Annotated in this window: 26 protein-coding genes; 10 read left to right on the forward strand and 16 right to left on the reverse strand. The window is 63.6% G+C overall.

What is annotated here, in order from left to right; genetic code table 11:
- The first annotated feature begins 34 nt into the window (after window positions 1–34).
- Window positions 35–1,105 carry a TraB/GumN family protein gene (locus tag HNQ71_RS10940; RefSeq protein WP_184872597.1) on the forward strand — a complete coding sequence of 357 codons (1,071 nt, stop codon included), beginning with the start codon at window positions 35–37 and terminating at the stop codon, window positions 1,103–1,105.
- A gap of 2 nt (window positions 1,106–1,107) precedes the next feature.
- Here HNQ71_RS10940 and HNQ71_RS10945 read toward each other — a convergent pair whose 3' ends face one another.
- From HNQ71_RS10945 to mdh, 13 genes are all read right to left on the reverse strand, one after another.
- Window positions 1,108–1,584 carry a DUF2867 domain-containing protein gene (locus tag HNQ71_RS10945; RefSeq protein WP_184873317.1) on the reverse strand — a complete coding sequence of 159 codons (477 nt, stop codon included), beginning with the start codon at window positions 1,582–1,584 and terminating at the stop codon, window positions 1,108–1,110.
- Between the two features lie 491 nt (window positions 1,585–2,075).
- Window positions 2,076–2,219 (reverse strand): hypothetical protein, encoded by a 144-nt coding sequence (locus HNQ71_RS10950; RefSeq protein WP_184872598.1) that lies wholly within the window; start codon window positions 2,217–2,219, stop codon window positions 2,076–2,078.
- A 181-nt stretch (window positions 2,220–2,400) separates the two neighbouring features.
- The gene (lpdA, locus tag HNQ71_RS10955) at window positions 2,401–3,807 is read right to left on the reverse strand and encodes a dihydrolipoyl dehydrogenase (protein ID WP_184872599.1); all 1,407 of its coding nucleotides are present in this window, start codon (window positions 3,805–3,807) and stop codon (window positions 2,401–2,403) included.
- A gap of 24 nt (window positions 3,808–3,831) precedes the next feature.
- Window positions 3,832–4,587 (reverse strand): SDR family oxidoreductase, encoded by a 756-nt coding sequence (locus tag HNQ71_RS10960; protein WP_184872600.1) that lies wholly within the window; start codon window positions 4,585–4,587, stop codon window positions 3,832–3,834.
- On the reverse strand, window positions 4,584–5,093 hold the full coding sequence (locus HNQ71_RS10965; protein ID WP_184872601.1) for a hypothetical protein: 510 nt from the start codon (window positions 5,091–5,093) through the stop codon (window positions 4,584–4,586). Before HNQ71_RS10965 ends, HNQ71_RS10960 begins: the two co-directional genes overlap by 4 nt.
- A 9-nt stretch (window positions 5,094–5,102) precedes the next feature.
- Window positions 5,103–5,855: a DUF4241 domain-containing protein gene (locus HNQ71_RS10970; protein ID WP_184872602.1), complete on the reverse strand. Its 753-nt coding sequence runs from the start codon at window positions 5,853–5,855 to the stop codon at window positions 5,103–5,105.
- A 16-nt stretch (window positions 5,856–5,871) separates the two neighbouring features.
- Window positions 5,872–7,152, reverse strand: a complete 1,281-nt coding sequence (gene odhB / locus HNQ71_RS10975) for a 2-oxoglutarate dehydrogenase complex dihydrolipoyllysine-residue succinyltransferase (protein ID WP_184872603.1) — start codon at window positions 7,150–7,152, stop codon at window positions 5,872–5,874.
- 43 nt (window positions 7,153–7,195) lie between these two features.
- Window positions 7,196–10,183, reverse strand: a complete 2,988-nt coding sequence (locus tag HNQ71_RS10980) for a 2-oxoglutarate dehydrogenase E1 component (RefSeq protein ID WP_184872604.1) — start codon at window positions 10,181–10,183, stop codon at window positions 7,196–7,198.
- Window positions 10,184–10,323: 140 nt separating this feature from the next.
- Entirely contained in the window at window positions 10,324–11,226 is a 903-nt protein-coding gene (sucD, locus tag HNQ71_RS10985) for a succinate--CoA ligase subunit alpha (protein ID WP_027042853.1), read from the reverse strand.
- 14 nt (window positions 11,227–11,240) lie between these two features.
- The gene (locus tag HNQ71_RS10990; RefSeq protein ID WP_184872605.1) at window positions 11,241–11,738 is read right to left on the reverse strand and encodes a DUF1579 family protein; all 498 of its coding nucleotides are present in this window, start codon (window positions 11,736–11,738) and stop codon (window positions 11,241–11,243) included.
- A 2-nt stretch (window positions 11,739–11,740) separates the two neighbouring features.
- Window positions 11,741–12,112 carry a cupin domain-containing protein gene (locus HNQ71_RS10995; protein ID WP_184872606.1) on the reverse strand — a complete coding sequence of 124 codons (372 nt, stop codon included), beginning with the start codon at window positions 12,110–12,112 and terminating at the stop codon, window positions 11,741–11,743.
- 4 nt (window positions 12,113–12,116) lie between these two features.
- Window positions 12,117–13,310 carry an ADP-forming succinate--CoA ligase subunit beta gene (gene sucC, locus HNQ71_RS11000; RefSeq protein WP_111544136.1) on the reverse strand — a complete coding sequence of 398 codons (1,194 nt, stop codon included), beginning with the start codon at window positions 13,308–13,310 and terminating at the stop codon, window positions 12,117–12,119.
- A gap of 29 nt (window positions 13,311–13,339) precedes the next feature.
- Window positions 13,340–14,308: a malate dehydrogenase gene (gene mdh, locus HNQ71_RS11005; protein WP_095084011.1), complete on the reverse strand. Its 969-nt coding sequence runs from the start codon at window positions 14,306–14,308 to the stop codon at window positions 13,340–13,342.
- 236 nt (window positions 14,309–14,544) lie between these two features.
- Between mdh and HNQ71_RS11010 the strand changes: the two genes are divergently transcribed.
- A complete protein-coding gene (locus HNQ71_RS11010) occupies window positions 14,545–14,973 on the forward strand; it encodes a GNAT family N-acetyltransferase (RefSeq protein ID WP_184872607.1) in 429 nt (142 codons plus the stop codon).
- A gap of 58 nt (window positions 14,974–15,031) precedes the next feature.
- Here the strand turns inward: HNQ71_RS11010 and zapE are convergent, their stop codons facing one another.
- Together zapE and HNQ71_RS11020 are read right to left on the reverse strand one after the other, a co-directional pair.
- Window positions 15,032–16,231, reverse strand: a complete 1,200-nt coding sequence (gene zapE / locus HNQ71_RS11015) for a cell division protein ZapE (protein WP_184872608.1) — start codon at window positions 16,229–16,231, stop codon at window positions 15,032–15,034.
- An 80-nt stretch (window positions 16,232–16,311) separates the two neighbouring features.
- Entirely contained in the window at window positions 16,312–16,851 is a 540-nt protein-coding gene (locus tag HNQ71_RS11020) for a protease inhibitor Inh/omp19 family protein (RefSeq protein ID WP_184872609.1), read from the reverse strand.
- A 281-nt stretch (window positions 16,852–17,132) separates the two neighbouring features.
- Between HNQ71_RS11020 and HNQ71_RS11025 the strand changes: the two genes are divergently transcribed.
- The 8 genes from HNQ71_RS11025 to HNQ71_RS11060 all read left to right on the forward strand — a co-directional run bounded on the left by HNQ71_RS11025 (window position 17,133) and on the right by HNQ71_RS11060 (window position 24,290).
- Window positions 17,133–18,143 carry an MBL fold metallo-hydrolase gene (locus HNQ71_RS11025; RefSeq protein ID WP_246461458.1) on the forward strand — a complete coding sequence of 337 codons (1,011 nt, stop codon included), beginning with the start codon at window positions 17,133–17,135 and terminating at the stop codon, window positions 18,141–18,143.
- Between the two features lie 74 nt (window positions 18,144–18,217).
- Window positions 18,218–18,379 carry a DUF1328 family protein gene (locus HNQ71_RS11030; protein ID WP_184872611.1) on the forward strand — a complete coding sequence of 54 codons (162 nt, stop codon included), beginning with the start codon at window positions 18,218–18,220 and terminating at the stop codon, window positions 18,377–18,379.
- A gap of 72 nt (window positions 18,380–18,451) precedes the next feature.
- A complete protein-coding gene (dapF, locus tag HNQ71_RS11035; protein ID WP_184872612.1) occupies window positions 18,452–19,336 on the forward strand; it encodes a diaminopimelate epimerase in 885 nt (294 codons plus the stop codon).
- Window positions 19,336–20,628 carry a tRNA (N(6)-L-threonylcarbamoyladenosine(37)-C(2))-methylthiotransferase MtaB gene (mtaB, locus tag HNQ71_RS11040; protein ID WP_184872613.1) on the forward strand — a complete coding sequence of 431 codons (1,293 nt, stop codon included), beginning with the start codon at window positions 19,336–19,338 and terminating at the stop codon, window positions 20,626–20,628. The genes dapF and mtaB overlap by 1 nt, the downstream gene beginning before the upstream one ends.
- Window positions 20,629–20,640: 12 nt before the next feature.
- Window positions 20,641–22,299 (forward strand): signal recognition particle-docking protein FtsY, encoded by a 1,659-nt coding sequence (gene ftsY, locus HNQ71_RS11045; protein WP_184872614.1) that lies wholly within the window; start codon window positions 20,641–20,643, stop codon window positions 22,297–22,299.
- A gap of 61 nt (window positions 22,300–22,360) precedes the next feature.
- Window positions 22,361–23,035 (forward strand): septation protein A, encoded by a 675-nt coding sequence (locus HNQ71_RS11050; RefSeq protein WP_184872615.1) that lies wholly within the window; start codon window positions 22,361–22,363, stop codon window positions 23,033–23,035.
- Window positions 23,036–23,099: 64 nt separating this feature from the next.
- Entirely contained in the window at window positions 23,100–23,720 is a 621-nt protein-coding gene (locus HNQ71_RS11055; protein WP_184872616.1) for a pyridoxamine 5'-phosphate oxidase family protein, read from the forward strand.
- 39 nt (window positions 23,721–23,759) lie between these two features.
- A complete protein-coding gene (locus HNQ71_RS11060; RefSeq protein ID WP_184872617.1) occupies window positions 23,760–24,290 on the forward strand; it encodes an NADPH-dependent FMN reductase in 531 nt (176 codons plus the stop codon).
- A 2-nt stretch (window positions 24,291–24,292) separates the two neighbouring features.
- On the opposite strand, the gene HNQ71_RS11065 is transcribed toward HNQ71_RS11060, so the two are convergent.
- Window positions 24,293–24,502, reverse strand: coding sequence for a tautomerase family protein (locus HNQ71_RS11065; RefSeq protein ID WP_095083999.1), 210 nt, complete (start codon window positions 24,500–24,502; stop codon window positions 24,293–24,295).
- Window position 24,503 lies beyond the last annotated feature (1 nt).

Here is a 24,503-nt window from a genome sequence, read left to right on the forward strand (position 1 = left end):
CGTTTTGCCGCTTTTTGGTTCTAGGACAAAGGCCATGAAACGCGTCATCGCCATCGCCGACCGTGCAGCTTCCGTATCGCTGAAGCTGCTTGTCGCGCTCAATGTCCTGTTTTTCCTGTCGTTCCTTGCCGTCCTGCTGCTCGCGGCCGGCAGGGCGCATGCCGATATCCCGACCTGCACCGGCGCCGACATGCTGTCTGCCCTGCAGAAAAGCGATCCGTCGGCCTATCAGAAGATCGAGACTGAAGCCGCGGCCACGCCGAACGGCAAGGGCCTGCTGTGGAAGCTGGAGAAACCGGGCGAACAACCGTCCTTCCTGTTCGGCACCATGCACATGACCGACCCGCGCGTCACCGCGCTGCCGCGGGCCGCGCAGGAGGCCTATGACGCCGCCGCCACCATCGTCATCGAAACCACCGACGTGCTCGACAAGCAACAGATGATGGCGGCGATGCTCAAAGAGCCGGACCTGATGATGTTCACCGACTCCACGACGCTGTCGTCATTGCTGTCGCCCGACGATGCGGCGGCCATGAATGCCGCACTCGACGCGCGCGGCATCCCGCCGGCGACCGTCGCCAAGATGAAGCCGTGGATGCTTTCGGCCATGATGGCGCTTCCGGCTTGCGAACTCGCCCGCCAGTCCGGCGGCGCCCCGGTGCTCGACGTCAAGCTGGCTGAAGGCGCCAAGGCCGCGGGCAAGCCGGTCGAGGGACTGGAAACGGCTGCCAGCCAGCTGCGCGCCATGGCCTCTTTGCCGCTGGCCTTTCACATGAAGGGGCTGGTCGACACGCTGAAGCTGGGCGACAAGGTCAACGACATCAACGAAACCATGATCGTTCTCTACCAGCGCGGCGACACCGGCATGTTCTGGCCGCTGTTCCGCGCGGCCATGCCTGATGAGCAGGACGACCCCGCAGGCTATGCCGCGTTCGAGGAAACCATGATCACCAGCCGCAACAAGGTGATGGTCGATCATGCCCAGCCGATCCTGGCCAGGGGCAATGCCTTCATGGCGGTCGGAGCCCTCCACCTTCCGGGTCCGGAGGGACTGGTCGAGGATTTCCGCAAGGCGGGCTACACTGTCACGGCCGTGGGGCTTTAACTCTACTTGATCAAAACCTGAGCCAGCATCGCCGGAACGATGATCCGATGAAACGGCTTGACTACAGCGAGATAGGTCCGCCCAAGCAGGTTGTGCGTCTTCACGATCGTCGACGCAGCCACTTCCTGCCGGCCCGCGCCGAGGTCGTTCACCTCCACCAGGAGGCGGAAATCGAGATGCCGGTCGTCCAGGCCAAGGACGATCCTGCCGGGCGCCTGGCTGATGAGCGGAAAGATACCGACCCTGCCTTCCGGCAACACGTCACGTTCCAGCCCCGTTTTCAGCCCGAATGGCCTGACGGCGAGGTTGCGCAGCAGCATAAGCCAGCCGACCCATCGCGGTGTTCGCCCCAGGACACGTTCGGCCGCGCCAATTGCGGTCAGTGCAAGACCATCGGTTGTCAGCACGTATCGGTCGGCGAACTGAGCGCCGGCAAGAGCGCCCTCAGGATCGGGAAAAGTTTGTGCAGTGGGCATCATAACCGGCAAATCCCTCGCAACCAACGATAGCATAGGTTGGTATGGCTCGCTGCGTGGCGAAACGCCGCCAGTCCGGTGGCGACCCGGTCCCGAAGGCCTGGTCGAGGATTTCCGCAAAGCCGGCTATACTGTCACCGCTGTCAACTGAGTCGCCGCATGGTGGTGGAGGATCCGGGCGTCGCGTTTTCGGCGTTTTCCTCGACTAGTGTGAAACCCATTCGACGGAAACGCGTTGATGGCTGTTGTTTGATGTTTTTCATCCACGGAGGACACTTTTATGGCGAACACACCGAATCCAAACGACCCGTTCAATTCGTCCACCAACGCTCCTCGCCCAAGCGGCGGTGGCAGCACCTGGCTGATTGTGCTGGTCGTCGTTATTCTGGCGGTTGTCGCGTATTATGTTTTCGGAAGAAGCGGCGGTGAGCATCCGGCACCTGCCGAGGCGCCGGCGGCCAGCACACCGGCACCTGCGCCGGCTCCTGCAGAACCTATGAAGCCAGCCGAACCGGCTCCGGCTGCGCCCGCTCCAGCGGCACCTGCCCCAGCGCCCGCACCGGCTCCAGCGCCTGCGCCGGCTCCTGCCGCACCGGCCAACTGATCAGGCTCGATATCAAATACGAACGGCCCGCCAAAAGGCGGGCCGTTTTGCTTTGGGTGGGTGTCGTCTAAAAAGGCCTTTCCAGACACTCGCTCCGGTGAGTCAGCTGGTGTGGTTTCGAGAACCGGAGCGGAGCGGACGTTTGGGTCCGTGAGCACCGGAAGCGGAGAAAACCGCGCCAGATGGCCGCCGGAGTAGAGTTTATGAAAAGGCCTTTAGATGTGGATCGGCTTGAAGAAGGTGGCCAGCGCCGCCTCCTTGACCGCCTCCGACATCGTCGGGTGTGCATGGCAGGTGCGGGCGAGATCCTCGGAGGAGCCGCCGAACTCCATCAGCACCGCCGCCTCGTGGATCATCTCGCCGGCGCCGAAGCCGACAATATGAACGCCGAGCACGCGGTCGCTTGCCTTGTCGGCGAGGATCTTGACGAAGCCGTCGGTGTGCAGCATGGCGCGCGCCCGGCCATTGGCGCTGAACGGAAACTTTCCCGCCTTGTACTCAATGCCGGCCTTCTTCAGTTCCTCCTCGGTCTTGCCAACCGAGGCGATTTCCGGGCTGGTGTAGACGACGCTCGGAATGACGTCGTAGTTCACATGGCCGGCCTGGCCGGCAATGGTTTCCGCCACCGCCACGCCCTCGTCCTCGGCCTTGTGCGCCAGCATCGGCCCGGCGATGACATCGCCGATGGCGTAGATGCCGGGCACGTCGGTTCTGAGATGGCCATCGGTCGTCACCCGGCCACGCTCGTCGACCTCGACGCCGGCTTCCTTGAGTCCCAGACTGTCGGAATAGGCGCGGCGCCCGGTTGCGATCAGCACCGCGTCGGCCTCGATGGTCTCGGCGGCGCCACCCTTGACCGGCTCGAAGGTGACGGTCGCGCCCTTCTTGGCCTTGGCGACACCGGTGACCTTGGCGCCGAGCTTGAACTCGAAACCCTGCTTCGACAGCAGCCGCTGGAACTGCTTGGAGACCTCGCCGTCCATCCCGCCGAGGATGGTGTCGAGGAATTCGACGACGGTGACCTTGGCGCCAAGCCGCGCCCACACCGAGCCGAGCTCGAGGCCGATGACACCGCCGCCGACCACCACCAGATGACCGGGCACTTTCTCCAGCGACAGCGCGCCGGTCGACGACACGATCACCTTCTCGTCGATGTCGACCTTGACGCCGGGAATGCCGGCGACATCCGAACCGGTGGCGATGACGATGTTCTTGGTCTCGATATCCTCGACCTTGCCGTCCTCGCCGGTCACCGAGACCTTGCCGGCCGCGATCACCTTGCCGGTGCCGCGGAAGCTGTCGATCTTGTTTTTCTTGAACAGGAAGGCGACGCCGTTGACGTTCGACGCCACCGTCGCGTCCTTGTGCGCCATCATCTTCTTCAGGTTCAATTTCGGCGCGGCGATCTCGACACCGAGCGTGTCGAAGGAATGGCCGGCCTCGGCGAACATCTCGGAGGCATAAAGCAGCGCCTTGGACGGAATGCAGCCGATGTTGAGGCAGGTGCCGCCGAAGGTCGCGTTCTTCTCGACCACCGCCGTCTTCAGCCCGAGCTGCGCAGCCTTGATGGCGCAGACATAGCCGCCCGGTCCCGATCCGATGATAACGACGTCATAAGCCATGTTACTGTCCTTCTTGATTGGGGCTCAGCGGCCGCCGCTTACATTCAGGATCGCGCCCGTCGTATAGGACGCGGCGTCGGATAAAAGATAGAGAACCGCACCAGCGACTTCATCAGCCGTTCCGGCTCTTTTCATCGGAAGCGTATCCTGGATCAGTGCCACCCGGTCCGGCTGTCCGCCCGAGGCATGGATGTCCGTATCGATGATGCCCGGGCGCACCGCATTGACGCGGATGCCTTCCAGCGCCACCTCGCGGGCGAGCCCGATGGTGAATGTGTCGATGGCGCCCTTGGAGGCGGCATAGTCGACATAGTTGTCGGCGGCGCCAAGCACCGCGGCAGCCGACGAGATGTTGACGATGGCGCCACCCTTGCCGCCGTGTCGTGTCGACATGCGCTTCACCGCCTCGCGGGCGCACAGGAACGAGCCGACGACATTGATGCGCATCATGCGCTCCAGCCGCGAAAAATCCATCTCGTCGACGCGCGCCTTGACGTCGACGATACCGGCATTGTTGACGAAGGCATCGAGCCGGCCGTAGGCGCGGTAGACGGCACCGAACATGGCAACGATATCGGCCTCGACGCCGACATCGCCCTTGACGGCAAGAGCGTCGCCGCCGGCGGCCTGGATCTCTGCGACCAGCGCATCGGCGGCGTCCTTATTCGCAGCGTAGTTGACCGCGACGCGGTAGCCGGCCTTCGAGCCGAGCCGGCAGATCGCGGCGCCGATGCCGCGGCTGCCGCCGGTGACCAGCAGCACCTTTTGCTTATCGGTCATTCCTGGCATCCCTTCAAGGCAAACACATCCCACGGCACTTTCGAAAATCCATTGCCGCCATAGGCCGAGGATTGACGCAACGACTGCCCAAGATCCGGCAGGATCAGCGTCTTCGGCGCCTCGACGCCTTCGGCCGGCAGCAGGCCGATGCCGCCCTTGTCGTCCGACGTGTAGATGACGCCGTGCCAGGCCGTGCAGGCGGCAAGCTCCTCGCCGGTGACATCGCCCTCGGGGCATTTGTACATCAGCACGCCGTTCGGCCGCGACACGCCCTCGTTCCACATGACGATGCCGTTCAGCACCACATTGTTGTCGAGGATCATCCGGAACGAGTTGGTGACGGTCGCCGAGGTGCCGGTCAGGCTAAAATCGATCTCGCTGCCGCTCTGGGCCTCGCCGTAGACGGAGAGTTCGATCGGGCAGGCTGCGATTGCGGCCGAGCCGGTGAACAAGACAGCCAGAGATCCCGCTAGGCATGCGATGGCGGACGACAAGGGGCTTTGCATCGCGGCGACCTACTGGCTCTCGCGGCCATCGGCGTTTTCAAGCACTTCAAAGTCGGTCATCAGCAGCAGCGGCTCGCCAGCCGCGCTGAGTCCCCAGAACGATGGATAGATTCCGTCACCCCAGCCGCTCCAGAACATCGCAATATTGAGAGGATTGCCGGCAACGGGGTGATGCATCACGAACCGATCCTGGTTGGGCGCAAACTCGGCCGCCAGGACGTCGTCATAGTAATTCTGCTTGGCTTCAAGCTTGTCCTGCTGCTCAGACATCAACGCCATTGCCATCTTGTCCATGAACGAACCAAGACCGGCATCGACGGGATATCCAAATACCTCGTCGCCTTTCAGGGTCGATGCATCCTGATCGGGCAAGGTTGCCAGCTCCCACCGAAACGGCCTGCCGGGCCGAAACCGCAGCACCGCGGCAGCCACACGGCCTTGTGCCTCAAGCAACGAAACCGGGTAGCGCCCCGGTCTGACCTTGCGGTTCAACGCTGGCCAGTCGGTTCCGGCAGTCAGCGGATCGCAGGCGATAATTTCGCCTGTCGGTAGATCCAGCTCGCCGATCACCGTGACGGTTATCTCGCGCTCCGCCATTTGCGCTTCGCTCAGGTCGAAGACGCCGAGATTGCTGCTCGCCTGCGCCGGATCCCATTCGGCAGACACCACCGCCGGCGTGGACATAGAGGTCCACGGCTCGCGCCGTAAAATCCGTAGCGCACGGCCCAGCTTGAACCCTAGCTGCTCCAGCAAGCCGCTCATTGCGGACCAGTCCCGCTCACAGATCGAGAACCAGCCGTTCCGGATCCTCCAGGCTTTCCTTGACGCGGACCAGGAAGGTCACCGCTTCCTTGCCGTCGACGATGCGGTGATCGTAGCTGAGCGCCAGATACATCATCGGCCGGATCACGATCTGGCCGCCGACCACCACCGGCCGGTCCTGGATCTTGTGCATGCCCAGAATGCCCGACTGCGGCGCGTTGAGGATCGGCGTCGACATCAGCGACCCATAAACGCCACCGTTGGAAATCGTAAACGTGCCGCCTTGCATGTCGGCGACCGACAGCTTGCCGTCGCGCGCGGCGATGCCCAGGCGGCCGATCTCCTTCTCGATCTCGGCGATCGACATCTGGTCGGCATCGCGCACGACCGGCACGACCAGGCCCTTTTCGGTGCCGACGGCGACGCCGATATGGGCATAGTTCTTGAAGATGATGTCGGTGCTGTCGATCTCGGCATTGACCGAGGGGATCTCCTTCAAGGCGTGGGTGACGGCCTTGGTGAAGAAGCCCATGAAGCCGAGCTTCACGCCGTGCTTCTTCTCGAACACGTCCTTGTACTTGGACCTGAGCGCCATCACGGCGCTCATGTCGACCTCGTTGAAAGTGGTCAGCATGGCGGCGGTCGACTGCGCTTCCTTGAGGCGTCGCGCGATGGTCTGGCGCAATTTGGTCATGCGCACGCGCTCTTCGCGCGACGCGTCGTCGCCCGAGGACGGCGCACGCACCGCGACCGGCGCCGGGGCTGCCCTGGGCGTCTCGGCCGGCTGTGACGGCGCGCCCTTCGAGATCGCGTCGAGCACGTCGCCCTTGAGCACCTGGCCGCGCTTGCCCGAGCCGGAGAGCTGGTCGACAGCGAGATTGTTCTCGGCGATCAGCTTTGCCGCGGCCGGGGCCGGCGGCATGCTGCGCGGCTCGACCGCGCCGGCATCGCCGGCGATCCTGGCGGTCTCGGCCGCGGCCTGCTTGCCGGTCGATGCGGCATCCGGCGACGAGGCCTGCGACACCGCCTGCGGCTTGGTCGCCGGTACGGCGGCATCGCCACCTGCCGAAATCGAACCCAGCAGCGCGCCGACGCCGACCGTTTCGCCTTCCTTGACGGTGATCTCGCCCAGCGTGCCGGCGGCGGCGGCAGGCACCTCCACCGTCACCTTGTCGGTCTCGAGCTCGACCAGCGGTTCATCGGCGGCGATCGTGTCGCCGACCTTCTTGAACCATTTGCCGACGGTCGCTTCGCTGACGGATTCGCCGAGAGTGGGAACGCGGATTTCGGTAGCCATTGTGCCTGTCCGTTTCTTCCTGAGGTATTCGCCCAGATCTGTTCTATTCACCAAGTGCGTCTTCGAGCAAGGCGGCGAGCTGGGCGAGGTGCTTCGACATCAATCCGGTCGCCGGCGAGGCGGCCGCCGGGCGGCCGGTGTAGCGCACCCGCTGATGCTTGGCGTCGATATGCGCCAGCACCCATTCCAGATACGGGTCGATGAACGACCAGGCGCCCATGTTCTTGGGCTCTTCCTGGCACCACACCATCTCCGCATTGCGGAAACGCGACAGTTCCGTGATCAGCGCCTTGGCCGGGAACGGATAGAGCTGTTCGACGCGCAGCAGGTAGATGTCGTTGATGCCGCGCTTCTCGCGCTCCTCGTAGAGGTCGTAATAGACCTTGCCCGAGCACAGCACGACGCGGCGGATCTTCGAATCCTTGGTGAGCTTGATCGCCTGGTTGGGAAGCAGCTGGGCATCGTCCCACAACAGCCGGTGGAACGAGCTTTCGCCGGAGATTTCCGGCAGCGTCGACACCGCCCGCTTGTGGCGCAGAAGCGACTTCGGCGTCATCAGGATCAGCGGCTTGCGGAAGTCGCGCTTCAACTGCCGGCGCAGGATGTGGAAATAGTTAGCCGGCGTCGTGCAGTTCGCCACTTGCATGTTGTCTTCGGCGCAAAGCTGCAGGAAGCGCTCGAGCCGGGCCGAGGAATGCTCCGGTCCCTGGCCTTCATAGCCATGCGGCAAGAGGCAGACGAGGCCTGACATTCTGAGCCACTTGCGCTCGCCCGACGAGATGAACTGGTCGAACACCACCTGGGCGCCGTTGGCGAAGTCGCCGAACTGCGCTTCCCACAAGGTCAGCGCCTTCGGCTCGGCCAGGCTGTAGCCATATTCGAAACCGAGCACCGCCTCTTCCGACAGCATCGAGTTGATGACTTCGTAGCCGGCCTGCGCCGCCGACAGATTGTTGAGCGGGATGTAGCGGGTCTCGTCGCGCTGGTCGTAGAGCACGGAATGGCGCTGCGAGAAGGTGCCGCGTTCGGAATCCTGGCCCGACAGGCGGATCGGGTTGCCGTCGAGCAGGATGGCGCCGAAGGCCAGCGCCTCGGCCGTCGACCAGTCGATGCCTTCGCCGGACTCGATCGCCTGGCGGCGGTTCTCGAGGAAGCGGATGATCGTCTTGTGCGCCTCGAAATCCTTCGGCACCTCGGTCAGCTTCTTGCCGATTTCCTTCAGCGTCTTGACCGGCACGGCGGTCTTGCCGCGCCGCTGTTCGTCCTGGTTATCGGCGGTGCGCAGGCCCGACCAGGCGCCGTCCAGCCAGTCGGCCTTGTTGGGCTTGTAGTGCTGGCCGACTTCCCATTCCGATTCCAGATGCGCCCGCCAGTCGGCCTTCAGCTGGTCGAGTTCAACCTGGCTGATGTGGCCCTCGGCGATCAGCCGGTCGCCATAGATCTGCACCGTCGTCTTGTGGGTGCGGATGTTGCGGTACATGATCGGCTGGGTGAAGGCCGGTTCGTCGCCCTCATTGTGGCCGAAGCGGCGGTAGCAGAACATGTCGACCACAACAGGCTTGTGGAACTTCATGCGGAATTCGATCGCCACCTTGGCGGCATGGACGACAGCTTCCGGATCGTCGCCATTGACGTGGAAGATCGGCGCCTCGATCATCTTGGCCACATCCGAAGGATAGGGCGACGAGCGCGAGAAGCGCGGATTGGTGGTGAAGCCGATCTGGTTGTTGATGATGAAATGCAGCGTGCCGGCGACGCGGTGGCCGCGCAGGCCGGACAGGCCGAGGATTTCGGCAATCACGCCCTGGCCGGCGAAGGCGGCATCGCCGTGCAGCAGCAGCGGCAGCACCTTGGCGCGCTCTTCCAGCGGCACGATCTCCTCGCGGCTGCGGCCGAACAGATAATCCTGCTTGGCGCGCGCCTTGCCCATCACCACCGGATCGACGATTTCCAGATGCGAGGGATTGGCGGTCAAGGACAGATGCACCTTGTTGCCGTCGAACTCGCGGTCCGACGAGGCGCCGAGATGGTACTTGACGTCGCCCGAGCCCTCGACCTCGTCGGGGGCGGCCGAACCGCCCTTGAACTCGTGGAAGATGGCGCGGTGTGGCTTGGCCATCACCTGGGAGAGCACGTTCAGCCGGCCGCGATGCGCCATGCCGAGCACGATCTCCTTCATGCCAAGTTGCCCACCGCGCTTGACAATCTGCTCCAGCGCGGGGATCAGCGATTCACTGCCATCGAGGCCGAAGCGCTTGGTGCCCTTATACTTGACGTCGATGAACTGCTCGAAGCCTTCGGCCTCGACCAGCTTCTGCAGGATCGCCTTCTTGCCGGCGGCGGTGAAGGAGATCTCCTTGTCGGCGCCCTCGATGCGTGCCTGGATCCAGGCCTTTTCCTCGGGATCGGAAATATGCATGAACTCGACGCCCAGCGTCGAGCAATAGGTGCGCGTCAGGATCTCCAGCATCTGCCGGATGGTGCCGAATTCGAGCCCCAGCACATTGTCGAGGAAGATCGGCCGGTCGTAGTCGGCGGCGGTGAAGCCGTAATTCTCCGGCGACAATTCATTGTAGTCCTCGAGCGGCTTGGCGATGCCGAGCGGGTCGAGATTGGCGTGCAGATGGCCGCGCATGCGGTAGGCGCGGATCATCATGATGGCGCGCACCGAATCGCGCGTCGCCTGGTGCACATCGGCGTCGGAAAGGATGATGCCGTTGGTGACGGCCTTGTCCTTGACCTTCTTTTCCAGATGCTTCTCGACGATGCCCCAGTTCCCGTCGAGCGCCGACACCAGTTCGCCATTGGCCTGCAGCGGCCAGGAGGGCTTGGCCCATGAGGCGCCCTTGGCGTTCTTGCGCACGTCGCCGGCGTCGTCCTTCAGCCCGGCAAAGAACTCCTGCCATTCGGGATTGACCGAGGCTGGATCGTCCTCATAGGCGGCATAAAGCGCGTCGATGTAGTCGGCGTTGCCGCCATAGAGGAAAGAGGTGAGGGAAAATTGGTCGTTGGCCTGATCTTGTCTTGCCATTTTTGTTTGCGGAGCCTGGCTCCGTCTCCTGTTTTTGGAGGGGAGCAGGGCAGTAGGGGAGTGAGGCAGTAGGGGAAGCAGGCGGTTGCCGCGCTCGTCCCGTTCTTCCTATTCCCGTACTGCCCTACTCCCTTACTGCCTTAACCCTTGATCGCCTCGACCAGCGTCGTGCCCAGTCGCGCCGGCGAGGGCGAAACTTTTATCCCGGCCGATTCCATCGCCGCGATCTTATCCTCGGCGCCGCCCTTGCCGCCGGAGATGACCGCGCCCGCATGACCCATGGTGCGGCCGGCCGGCGCCGTGCGCCCGGCGATGAAGCCGGCCATCGGCTTCTTGCGGCCACGCTTGGCTTCGTCCTTGAGGAACTGCGCGGCGTCTTCCTCGGCCGAACCGCCGATCTCGCCGATCATGATGATCGACTTGGTCTCGTCATCGGCGAGGAACATCTCGAGCACGTCGATGAATTCGGTGCCCTTGACGGGGTCGCCGCCAATGCCGACGGCGGTGGTCTGGCCGAGGCCGACATTGGTGGTCTGGAACACAGCCTCATAGGTAAGTGTTCCCGAGCGCGAAACAACACCGACCGAGCCTTTGCGGAAGATGTTCCCGGGCATGATGCCGATCTTGCATTCGTTGGGGGTGAGCACGCCCGGGCAGTTCGGTCCGATCAGCCGCGAGGTCGAGCGGTCGAGCCGCGCCTTGACCTTGATCATGTCCATCACCGGTATGCCTTCGGTGATGCAGATGATCAGCGGGATCTCGGCCTCGATCGCTTCCAGGATCGCTTCTGCGGCGCCCGCCGGCGGTACGTAGACGACCGAAGCATTGGCGCCGGTCTTTTCCTTGCCCTCGGCGACGGTGGCGAAGATCGGCAGGCTCTCGCCCTTCGAGCCGGTCCAGGTCTCGCCACCCTTCTTGGGATGGATGCCGCCGACCATCTTGGTGCCGTGATAGGCCAGCGCCTGTTCGGTGTGGAACGTACCGGTCTTGCCGGTCAGGCCTTGCACCAGCACTTTGGTGTTCTTGTCGACGAGAATGGACATGGTGGCCCTTTTTCTTAGAAATCGTTGATCGAGGAAGGTGAGACACGGCTGTAGACGCCGCTCACCATGTCTTGCCAGACATCGCTGCCGGGGGGTTGGAACTGCAGTCGCATGCGGTAACTGTCATTGCTGTCGAAATCGTAGCTCACCCGCGCCGACCCGCGCGGCGACGAGCGCAGCAGCGTCAGCGTGTTGCCACCCCACGTGCCTGTTGCCGGTGCGGCCGGCACGAAGCCCATCGAATCGAACTGGTGCATGGTGACGACGCTGTTTTGCTGGTCGAAGCCGAACACATTGCGCGAGCCGAAGGAAACCTCGCCGTCGCGGTGCTGGCGATAGCGCTGCACGACGAACAGCCCGCCGAACTCGGCCTCGGCGAGCACTTCGGCCGTTGCGGTGCCGGCTGTCGTCCATTGCGTCGCCGACACCTCTTCCTCGCCGCGCCACGCGCCGACCAGCGCCTGCAGGCGCTGGTGATCGGCCGAGAGCGAGAAGGACGGTGCCGCGTTCATGGTCAGAGCCGCTTCAAATCGGCGACGGTGAGGTCGCTCTTGGCATTGCCGGTGTTGAGCGTCGTCGCCGGCTCGAACATCAGCACCACCGGTTCGTTGCTGAGCGAGCGTGGCCGGTGCTCGACGCCGCGCGGCACGACCATGAAGTCGCCCTCGCCGAGCTCGACCGGACCGTCGCGGAAATCGATGGCGATGCGGCCGCGCAGCACGAGGAAAGCCTCGTCCTCATTGTCATGCGCGTGCCAGTCGAAGACCTCGCCAAACTTGGCGACTTTCGCCTGGCTGTCATTCACGTCGCCAGCGATGTGCGGATCGAACACCTTCTTGATCTTCGCGTCCGCCGCCTCGACCAGGTTTATCTTGCGCGGAGGCACCAGCTCAGCCCTTCACCGCCGCCACGATCTTCTTGGCCGCGTCGTCGAGATCGTCGGCCGACACGACGTTGAGGCCGCTGTCGTTGATGATCTTCTTGCCGAGCTCGGCATTGGTGCCTTCCAGGCGCACCACCAGCGGCACTTCCAGGCCGACTTCCTTGACCGCGGCAATCACGCCCTCGGCGATGATGTCGCACTTCATGATGCCGCCGAAGATGTTGATCAGGATGCCCTTGACCGCCGGATCCTTGGTGATGATCTTGAACGCCGCCGTCACCTTCTCCTTCGACGCACCGCCGCCGACATCGAGGAAATTGGCGGGTTCCGCGCCATAGAGCTTGATGATGTCCATCGTCGCCATTGCGAGGCCGGCGCCGTTGACCATGCAGCCGATATTGCCGTCGAGCGCGACATAGGCGAGGTCGTATTTCGACGCCTCGATTTCCTTCTCGTCCTCTTCGGTGGTGTCGCGCAATTCAAGCACGTCGGGATGGCGGAACAACGCGTTGTTGTCGAACGACACCTTGGCGTCGAGCACCCGCAGCCGGCCGTTCTTCATGACGATCAGCGGATTGACCTCGAGCAGGCTCATGTCCTTCTCGACAAAGGCCTTGTAGAGGATCGGGAACAGCGTGTCGCCGTCCCGGCCCGCGTCGCCGTCGAGCTTCAGCGCGCCGTTGAGCGCCTTCAGATCGGCGGATGTGACGCCCTTCTCCGGGTCGATGGCGACGGTGATGATCTTTTCCGGCGTGTCGTGCGCGACCGCCTCGATGTCCATGCCGCCTTCGGTCGAGACGACGAAGGCAACACGGCCGACCGAGCGGTCTACCAGGATCGACAGATAGAGCTCACGCTCGATGTCGGCGCCGTCTTCGATATAGAGGCGGTTGACCTGCTTGCCGGCCGGGCCGGTCTGCTTGGTCACCAGCGTATGCCCGAGCATCTCGTTGGCGTTGGCGACCACGTCGGCCACCGACTTCGCCAGCCTGACGCCACCCTTGGCGTCGGGGCCGAGCTCCTTGAACTTGCCCTTGCCACGGCCGCCGGCATGGATCTGGCTCTTCACCACATAGAGCGGGCCGGGCAGCGCCTTTGCGGCGGCTTCCGCTTCGCTCGCCTTGAACACTGGCACGCCTTCGGCCACCGGCGCGCCAAAGCTCTTCAGCAGCGCCTTGCCCTGATACTCATGGATGTTCATCTTCGATGTCTCCGGGTCGACTGCTGGGGTTACTTCGAGGCGAGCTGCGGCGCGATCTTGACGCAGGCCTCGGTCAAGCCCTGCACCGTCGCCACCGAAGCGTCGAACATCTTCTGCTCGCTCTTGTTGAGGTCGATCTCGATGATGCGCTCGACGCCGCCGGCGCCGATCACCACGGGAACGCCGACATAGGTGTTCTTGACGCCATACTGGCCGGAAAGATACGCTGCGCACGGCAGCACGCGCTTCTTGTCCTTGAGGTAGGCTTCCGCCATCGAGATCGCCGAGGCGGCCGGCGCGTAGTAGGCCGAACCGGTCTTGAGCAGGCCGACGATCTCGGCGCCGCCGTCGCGGGTGCGCTGGACGATCTGGTCGAGCTTTTCCTTCGAGGTCCAGCCCATCTTGATCAGGTCGGGCAGCGGGATGCCGGAAACCGTCGAATAGCGGATCATCGGCACCATAGAATCGCCATGGCCGCCGAGCACGAAGGCGGTGACGTCCTCGACCGAGACCTTGAATTCCTCGGCCAGGAAATAGCGGAAACGCGAACTGTCGAGCACGCCGGCCATGCCGACGACATGGCTCTTGGGCAGGCCCGAGAACTTCTGCAGCGCCCAGACCATGGCGTCGAGCGGGTTGGTGATGCAAATCACGAAGGCCTTCGGTGCATATTTCTTCAGGCCGGCGCCGACCTGTTCCATGACCTTCAGATTGATGCCGAGCAGGTCGTCGCGGCTCATGCCCGGCTTGCGTGGCACACCGGCGGTGACGATGCAGACGTCGGCACCCTCGATGCCGGCATAGTCGTTGACGCCGGTGAGACGGCTGTCGAAGCCATCGACCGGCGACGACTGCGCGATATCGAGCCCCTTGCCTTGCGGGATACCCTCGGCAATATCGAACAGCACCACGTCGCCGAGGTCCTTGAGACCGATCATGTGAGCGAGCGTGCCGCCGATCATGCCGGAGCCGATAAGCGCTATCTTGTTGCGTGCCATGTCAGGATGTTTTCCCTTTGTCAGTGACGGCGCCCAAGTCCTTGGCGACTTGGTTGGCGGCGTCGAGGAAGAGGCCGGAATGCTGCGAGGAACCCGCGGATTTTCGCCGCACCAAATAGCCCTGGTGCGAAATAAATTCAATCGATTATTTCGGAGCTAGCATTTTCAATCGGTTAGATAGATTGGGACTTACGTAAACGTCAAAGTTTGTAAGCCGACTTGAGAGAATTTACACAATGAAGATGGAAATCCGAAGGCTATTCCCAGGCGATGACGCCCTTGTGATGCAGGTCACCGAAGACGTCTTCGACGAGCCGGTCAGGCCGGATCGGCTGGCAGCCTATCTCTGCGAACCCGGCCATTTCATGATCGTGGCGCTCGCCGACGGCGTGGTCGTCGGGCAATGCGCCGCCGTCATCCACCGCCACCCCGACAAGGTCAGCGAGCTCTATATAGACGAGGTCGGCGTTTCGCCGGCCTTCCAGCGGCAGGGCATCGCGAGAGACATGCTCGACGCGATGTTCGCTGTTGGCCGCGAACATGATTGCGAGGAAGCCTGGGTCGGCACCGAGCCGGGCAATGTGCCTGCCCGCGCGCTCTATGAGTCGCGCAAGGAGCCGCATGGGCCGGCGGAAGATTTCGTGATGTATCTGTATGCGCTTTAGATCTTTGGCGCCGGCGGGACAGAGGAGGCGAAGGATCGCGAGCTTCCGGAGAACTATCTCAGGCCCGTGCCTGCTCCGCCTCTGGCGCTGCCTTCGCCTTGCGCCGTTCCGCCCAATCCTCCAGCCAGTCGCGGCTTTGCATCTCGATCAGGCGTGATGCGGTGCGTTCGAACTCGAAGACCTCGACGCCGCGTTTGGCTTGATAGAGCTGCGACGGCGGGGCCGCTGCGCTGACCACCAGCCGCACATGATGATCGTAGAGCGTATCGATCAACAAGATGAAGCGCTTGGCCTCGTTGCGCTTGCCTTCGCCGAGAACCGGGACGTGATCGATGAAGACGGTCGAGAAACGGCCCGCAATCGCCAGGAAATCGCGGGCCCCGAGCGGCCTTTCGCAGAGATCGGCGAAGGAAAACCGCGCCGCATCGCCGGCGGCAGCCGGCACCACCACCTGCCGTCCCTTGAGGGTCAGCGAGGTCTCGGCGGTCGGCACGCCCCCCGTCATGGTTTGCCAGGCCTCGTCGAGCATCTCGTCGGCCGCCGCATCGGCCGGCGTGACATAGACCGGCGTCCGGGCGAGCTTCTCCAGCCGGTAGTCCTTGTCGGCGTCGAGCGACAGCACCCGCGCATGCCGCTCCAGAATGCCGATGAACGGCAGGAAAAGCTGGCGGTTCAGACCGTCACGATAGAGATTTTCCGGCGCCACGTTCGAGGTGGCGACCAGCACCACGCCGCTGGCAAACAGCGCCGAAAACAGCCGCGAAAGGATCATCGCGTCGGCAATGTCGGTGACTGAGAACTCGTCGAAGCACAGCACCCAGGCCTGCTCGGCAAGCGCCTTGGCCACCGGCGGAATCGGATCGTCCTCCTTGACGGTGCCATCCTTGCGCGCCTGCCGGTGCTTCTGGATGCGGTCCTGCACATCGGCCATGAAGTCGTTAAAATGGACGCGGCGCTTGCGCCGCACAGGCAGCAATTCGAAGAACATGTCCATCAGCATGGTCTTGCCGCGGCCGACGCCGCCATGGATGTAGAGACCTTTGACGCCCTCAAGCGTCTCGCGCTTGCGGGCGAACAGCCAGCCCAGCGCGCTGGATTTGTGCGCCAGCCGCTTGGCCGAAATCTCGTCGGTCAGCCGGTCGAGCGCCGCAGCGATCCGTTCCTGCGCCGGATCGCGTTCGATCACGCCGGTTTCCACCAGATGGTCGTAGCGCTGCCTGACGGTCGCATGGGTCTGGAGGCCGTCACGCAGATGCATCGGTCACGTCGTTGTCGAGCAATCCCAGGAAAAAGCGGTTTTCCGTCCGGATTGCGTAAAAACAAATAAGGGGCGGTCGCCTACCTTGTAAGCGAAATCGCCTGGCCGTTGGAAGTCTGGCCGTCGAATTTCGAGCCGCCCGACGAATAGAGCCGCGCCAGCGCGCCGCCATTTTCATCATAGAGCGTCAGCTGCTTGCCGGCGACATTCCACGACTTGATGCCGTCGATCGGCGCCGGGCAGTGTAACGGTCCGGCGCGGAAGCCAGCGCCGAACTTGGTCTGCGGGGTCGCCACCTTGCAGCTCTGGCCCGAAACGCTGGCGTTCCAGACACCGGCGACGCTGGCCGCGGTCAGGTCCGCGGCGCCGGCGGGCGCCGAGCCGTCCGGCGGCAAGGATGCAACCTGCGTATTCCCAGGCGCGGTCGGGAATTTCGACGGGTCGGTGGCGCCCGGTGCTGCCGGCGGCGGCAGCTGATTGGCGGTCACCTGACCGGCCGGTGCCGGCTGCAGCGGTGCAGGCTGCTGGTCGTCCATCGACGAGAACCGTGAGGTCGAACAGCCACTCGCAACGAGCGCCGCCAGCGATACGGCCACCAGGCCGCTTTTCGAAAAAATCATTCCAACCTCCGTCGGATTCGGCTGGGGGGCGCCGTCCGCACAATCTCACCCCCACCAAGATGGAGAAGGTGGCGAAATTTCAACCCGATATGGTTAAAATACGGTTTGCAGCAAGATTTGTTGCAAATTTATCGCAATCCCGACGTCACCGGTCGCCTGTCGCTCCAGCCTTGGGGATCTGGTCACACCATGCCGGCCCAAAGCGTCCGGCACCCCAAATGCTTGCGCCGGGCGGCATTGGTCCTATCTCTTGGAAACCGAAACCTGCTGGAGCTGCAAAATTGGCCGCGAGAAAGAGGGCTGCCAACCGTTACTACAGCGGTCCGCCCAGCGATCATTTCGACGGCGCCTTGTTCTTCAATCCCGACGGCCAGCCACCCGGCCGCTTTGCCGACCTGCTGAAATGGCAGCTGAGCGGCAAGCGCTCGAAATGGCCGGCGCCCACTCCGAGCCCCGTTCCGCAGGCAAAACCGGCGAGACGAATCGAAGGCGCGGCGCTGCAAGTGACCATGGTCGGTCATTCCACCTTGCTGATCCAGACGGCCGGCCTCAACATCCTCACCGATCCGGTCTGGTCGCTGCGTGTATCGCCGCTCTCCTTTGCCGGACCGAAACGGATCAACCCGCCAGGCATCGCCTTTGCCGACCTGCCGCCGATCGACGTCGTCCTTGTCAGCCACAATCATTACGACCACCTCGACCTCGCCACGCTGAAGCGGCTGAAGGCCAGCCATGACCCGCTGGTGATCACCCCGCTCGGCAACGATGCGCTGATTGGCGATGCGGTTCCCGGCATGCGGCTGTCGGCGCATGATTGGAACGACAGGGTCGAGATCGACGACGGCGTCGCCGTCCATGTCGAGCCGGTGCATCATTGGTCGGCGCGTGGCGCCCGCGACCGGCGCATGGCGTTGTGGGCCGGCTTCGTCATCGAGACGCCGGACGGCAACGTCTATTTCGCCGGCGACACCGGCTTTCACGATGGCATCAACTACCGGCTGATGGCTGAAAAGCATGGCGGCTTCCGTTTCGCCATCCTGCCGATAGGCGCCTATGAGCCGCGCTGGTTCATGGCGCCGCAGCATCAGAATCCGGCAGAGGCCGTACACGGCATGCAACTGTGCAACGCCGCCTATGCCGCCGGCTGCCACTGGGGCACCTTCCAGCTCACCGACGAACCGATCGACGAGCCGGCCCGGAAACTGACTGAGGCGCTCGACGATCAAGGTATACCGCGGCAGCGCTTTCGCGCCTTGCGACCCGGCGAGGTCTGGGACGTGCCAGCCATCTAGCCAACAGCCCACCAAGGAACCCAGATTGCTGAAACGAGTTGCTTCCCCAACGCAATTTGGCTGGGAGCCTCTCCATGATCAAATGGATCATCATTCTGCTGATCGTCGCCGCGGCGGCGAGCCTGCTCGGCATGCCGGCGCTGGCAGGAGCCGCCGCCACCGGCGCGCGCATCCTCATCGGCATTGTTCTGGTCATCTTCCTGCTGGTGATGCTCGGCATCTTCGCGGTGACGTAACCCTGCTGCGCACTGGTAATTCCTGCTCGTTTCCGCCATATAGCGCCAAACGGACACGGAATTCGCGGAGCAATGGCCAGCACTGCCCCTTTCGCCAAGATGAACGGCATCGGCAACGAGATCATCGTTGCCGACATGCGTAGCCGTGCCGATCGGGTGACGCCGGCAGCGGCAATCGCGCTGAACGCCGATGCCGCGACAAGGTTCGACCAGATCATGGCGATCCACGACACTAGGACGCCGGGCACCGCCTTTTTCATCGACATCTTGAATTCCGATGGCTCCAAGGCGCAGGCCTGCGGCAACGGCATGCGCTGCGTCGTCCAGGCGCTGGCCGCCGAGACCGGCCAGAAGGTCTTCACCTTCGAGACCGTCGCCGGCATCCTCAACGCACGCGAACATGCCGATGGGTCGATCTCGGTCGACATGGGCAGACCGCGTTTCGGCTGGCAGGATATTCCGTTGGCCGAGGAATTCCACGATACGCGCATGATCGAGCTGCAGATCGGCCCGATCGACGCGCCGGTGCTGCATTCGCCCTCGGTCGTCTCCATGGGCAACCCGCACGCCATCTTCTGGGTCGACCGAGACGTCTGGTCCTATGAACTCGACCGCTTCGGGCCGCTGCTCGAGAACCATCCGATGTTTCCCGAGCGCGCCAACATCACCATCGCCGAGGTCACCTCACCCGACACCATGGTCATCCGCACCTGGGAGCGCGGCGCCGGCCTGACCAAGGCCTGCGGCTCGGCCGCATGCGCATCGGTCGTGGCGGCGGCCCGCACCAACCGGACCGGCCGCAGCGTCAGCCTGATGACGCCCGGCGGCGGCTCGCTGCATGTCGAATGGCTTGAAAATGACCACGTCATCCTCACCGGTGCCGCTGAATGGGAATTCTCCGGCAGCTTTGATCCGTCGACCGGCGCCTGGGCCCGCGACACCGAAAGCGCGGCCTGATGGCCTCCCAGGGTATCGATGTCGTCACCTTCGGCTGCCGGTTGAACACCTATGAGTCCGAGGTGATGCGGCGCGAGGCGGAAAGCGCCGGCCTTGGCGCGCTCGAAGGCGGCGCCGTGATCTTCAACACCTGCGCCGTGACCGGCGAGGCGGTGCGCCAGGCCAAGCAGGCGATCCGCAAGGCGCGCCGTGACAACCCCGCAGCGCGCATCATCGTCACCGGCTGCGCCGCCCAGACCGAACCGCAGAATTTCGCCACCATGGACGAGGTCGACCTCGTGCTTGGCAATGAGGAGAAGCTGAGGGCGAACTCCTATCGCGCACTGCCGGATTTCGGCGTCAACGACACCGAGAAGGCACGCGTCAACGACATCTTTTCGGTGCGCGAGACCGCCGGCCATATGGTCGACGCCATCGAGGGCAGAGCGCGCGCCTTCGTCCAGGTGCAGAACGGCTGCGACCACCGCTGCACCTTCTGCATCATTCCCTACGGCCGTGGCAATTCGCGCTCGGTGCCGATGGGCGCCGTGGTTGAGCAGGTCAAGCGCCTGGCCGGCAATGGCTATGCCGAGATCGTGCTGACCGGCGTCGACATGACCAGTTTTGGCTCCGACCTGCCGGGCGCCCCGAAGCTCGGCAAGCTTGTAAAAACAATCCTCAGGCAGGTGCCCGATGTAAAGCGGCTGCGGCTGTCGTCCATCGATTCGATCGAGGCCGACGACGATTTGCTCGACGCCATCGCCACCGAGCCGCGGCTGATGCCGCATTTGCATCTGTCGCTGCAGTCCGGCGACGACATGATCCTGAAGCGCATGAAGCGCCGGCATTTGCGCGATCAGTCGATCCGCTTCTGCGAGGATGTGCGCAAATTGCGCCCCGGCATCGTCTTCGGCGCCGATATCATCGCCGGCTTTCCGACCGAAACGGATCACATGTTCGAAAACTCGGAAAAGATCGTCGAGGAATGCGGACTGACGCATCTGCATGTCTTCCCGTTCAGTCCACGCGAAGGCACGCCTGCCGCGCGCATGCCGCAGGTACGGCGCGAATTGGTCAAGCAGCGCGCCGCCCGGCTGCGTGCCGCCGGTGAAGCTGCGTACCGGCGCCATCTGTCGTCGCTTTCCGGAACCCGCCAGTCGATCCTGATCGAGCGTGACGGCCTCGGCCGCACCGAAGGTTTTACCCTTGCCGCACTTGGTACAGGCGTGCCGGGCGAGATCGTCGAGGCCGATATCACCGGCCACGATGGTACCAGGCTGATCGCCGCGCCCCTTGCCGCCCGCGCCGCCTGAGAAACGCAAAGCATGGCTGGTTTTTTCAAGAAGATATTTTCGTTCGGCCAGAAGGAAGTGGTCGATGAGCGCGTCGACGAGACCGCCCCGCTGCCGCCGATCAAATGGGAAGCGCTCGATGCGCTGAAGCCGGCGGCCGAACAGGTCGTTCCGGAATTTCTGAAGCGCGACGAGCCGCAGGCCGAGGTGGAAACTGCGCCGACGCCGACGGTCGAGCCGGAGGTAATTCCCGCGCCGGAACCGTCGCCCGTCGAGCAACCGGCGCCCGAGCCGGCGCCGATCATTCCGCCAGAACCGGAAATCCAGCCTGAGCCTGCCCCGGTCGAAGAGCCGCAGCCGGTTGAACCGGAAGCGCCCATCGAGGAGCCGGCGCCGGAGGAAATCCCGGCCGCGCCTGTGGTGCCAGAGCCGATTCCCGAACCGGAGCCGCCGGAAATTCCGGCGCCGGAGCGGCCGGAAATCGTCCCACCGCAACCGCAGATACAGCCGGAGCCTGTGCCTGTTGAAGTGCCGGCGCCACCGGTCGAGGCTCCAGCCGAAACGCCGGCACCCGAAATCCCGCCGGCCGAGATTTCGCCCCCCATTCGCCAGCCGGCTCCGATCGAGCAGCAACCGGTGCGCGCCGAGATCGCGCCCGAACCGCAGGCCGTGCCGCAACCTGCGCCAAAACCTCTTCCCGCTCCCGGCAAGGTGACCGTCGCCAAGAAGGTCGAGCAGAAGGCCGAGCCGCAGAAAGCGCCGGAACCGGCGCCGAGGCGTTCATGGTTCCAGCGCATGAGGGACGGGCTTGCGCGTTCGTCGCGCGAACTCACCGGCAACATCGCCGGCGTCTTCACCAAGCGCAAGCTGGACGAAGAGACCCTGCAGGACCTGGAGGACGTGCTGATCCGCGCCGACCTCGGCATGGAGACCGCCCTGCGCGTCACCGACGCGCTGGCTGCCAGCCGCTACGGCAAGGATGTCTCGGACACCGAGGTTCGCGCCATCATGGCGGCCGAGGTGGAAAAGGTGCTGAGCCACGTCGCCATGCCGCTGGAGCTCGATCTCTCGCACAAGCCGCATGTCATCCTGGTGGTCGGCGTCAACGGCACCGGCAAGACCACCACCATCGGAAAGCTGGCGGCCAAGCTGACCGATGGCGGCCTGTCGGTGATGCTCGCCGCCGGCGACACGTTCCGCGCCGCCGCGATCGAGCAATTGAAGATCTGGGGCGAGCGGACGAAATCGCCGGTCATCGCCTCCAAGCTCGGCGCCGATGCCGCGGGGCTGGCCTATGACGCCTTCGAGAAGGCCAAGGAAGCAGGCTCCGACGTGCTGATCATCGACACCGCCGGCCGCCTGCAGAACAAGACCGAACTGATGGCCGAACTCGAAAAGATCGTGCGCGTGCTGGGCAAGCTAGACCCGGAAGCACCGCACACCGTGTTGCAGACGGTCGACGCCACCACCGGCCAGAACGCGCTCAACCAGGTCGAGATCTTCCGCAATGTCGCCGGCGTCAACGGCCTGGTGATGACCAAGCTGGACGGCACGGCGCGTGGCGGTATTCTGGTGGCGATCGCGGCAAAGCATAAATTGCCGGTCTATTTCATCGGCGTCGGCGAACAGGTCGACGACCTCGAACCTTTTTCAGCAAGCGAATTCGCCAGGGCGATCGCTGGAGTTGCCTGACAAGCATATCCCAAAAAGCTGCAGGCTTTTTGGATCAGATTGTGCGTAAGAAAGAAAACCTATGAACCCACCCATTCTCGAACGCGATCCGTCCGATCCGCAAAAGCAGAAGAAGGAAGGCGTCAATCCGCTGCTCAAGCTGGTGCTGGAGCTGGGGCCGTTGATGGTGTTCTTCTTCGCCAATGCGCGCGGCGAGTGGCTGGTGGGGAAATTCCCTGTCCTGGCCGAATTCGGCGGGCCGATCTTCGTCGCCACCGGCCTGTTCATGGCCGCCACGGCAATCGCGCTCATCGCCTCATGGCTTCTGATGCGCACCTTGCCGATCATGCCGATGGTGTCCGGCGTCGTCGTCTTCATCTTCGGCGCGCTGACGCTCTATCTGCAGGACGACATCTTCATCAAGATGAAGCCGACCATCGTCAACACGCTGTTCGGCGGCGTGCTGCTCGGCGGCCTCTACTTCGGCAAGTCGCTGCTCGGCTATGTCTTCGATTCGGCCTTCAGCCTCGACGCCGAGGGCTGGAGGAAATTGACCTTCCGCTGGGGCCTCTTCTTCCTGTTCCTGGCCCTTGCCAATGAAGTGGTGTGGCGGAATTTCTCCACCGACGCCTGGGTTACCTTCAAGGTCTGGGGCATCATGCCGATCACGCTCCTGTTCACCTTCAGCCAGATGCCGCTGATCCTGCGCCATTCGCTCGAGGACAAGGCCGGGAAGGAAGAGAAGGCGGGCAAATAGAGCAATTCCAGGAAAGCGCATAACTTCATTGGATTGCGTCAAACAAAGCTCTGGGGAGAGGGCCATGGAATTCGTCACCACGCGCGATGAACTGAGGACGATCTACAAGACGCCGCGACCGACCGATGGCTCGATCCGCAAGGAATTGAAGGCGCTCGACGGCCATTGCCGCTCCTTCATCGGCAAGAGCCCTTTCGTGCTGATCGGCTCGTCCGACGGCGCCGGCAATGCCGATGTGACGCCGAAGGGTGACAGGCCCGGCTTCGCCGCCGTTCTCGACGACAGGACGATCGCCATCCCCGACCGGCCCGGCAACAACCGGCTGGATACGCTGGAAAACATCCTCCTCAACCCGTCGGTCGGGCTGCTGTTCCTCATTCCCGGCATGAACGAGACGCTGCGCGTCAACGGCGAGGCGCGCGTCACCGTCGACGCGACCTTGCGCGAACGGCTCGCCGTCGACGGCAAGGAACCGCAAAGCATCGTCGTGGTCTCTGTCAAGGCCGCCTACATGCATTGCGCAAAGGCCTTCATGCGCTCGAATCTTTGGAAGCCGGAAACCTGGTACGATCGCGCGACGCTTCCAACGCTCGGCCAGATTCTGCACGACCAGCTGGCGGTGGCCGATTCGGCCGAGGCGACCGACCGCTGGCTGGACGACGCCTACAAACAGACCATGTGGTAGGATTTTGGGACCACGATTCGTCCTGACTGGTTCCGACCCTTGCAGAAAATCCTTGCCATCTCCGGCAGCCTGCGGGCGGCCTCCACCAATTCCGCGCTGATCACGGCCCTGGCGCGGAATGCTCCGCCCGGCTGTCGCGTCACAGTCTATGACCGGCTTGGTCGCCTGCCGATCTTCAATCCCGACGATGAGGGCGAGCGGACGTCGCTCGAGGCATCCGAACTGATCGGCGCGGTCACTCAAGCCGACGGCGTCATCGTCTCCTGTCCGGAATATGCCCATGGCGTGCCGGGCGGGCTGAAGAACGCCCTCGACTGGCTGGTGTCGCGCGACGCCGCTGTCGAAAAGCCCGCGATGCTGGTGCACGCCTCGCCGCGTTCGCTGTTTGCCCGCGCCGCGCTGACCGAGATCATGCGCACGATGTCGTTTGCGCTTTGCGAAGATACGCTGGAGATTGCCCTGCTCGGCAAGAAACCGCCGGAGGTGGAGACCATCCTGGCTGAGCCGGACAACCGGCTGGCTATGCACAATGCGCTGTCCGCTTTCGCGGACTTCATCGCCAGCCGCTGAGGCTACTTCTTGCTTCTCAGTGTCTCCACATCGGTCTTGCCGACATACCAGTCGCGGGCGTTGACCTCCTCGAAGACCACCCAGACATCGTCATTGCTGAGGCCGGTGGCGTCCATGATGGCGGCCGTGACTTTCTTGGCTATGTCCGCCTTCTTGCCCGCCGGATCGGCGGCGATCACTTCCTTGACGATGCGGATGTTGACGAATGGCATG

It is taken from the genome of Mesorhizobium sangaii, from assembly GCF_014207355.1.
In the GTDB taxonomy this organism is placed as follows: Bacteria; Pseudomonadota; Alphaproteobacteria; order Rhizobiales; family Rhizobiaceae; genus Mesorhizobium; species Mesorhizobium sangaii.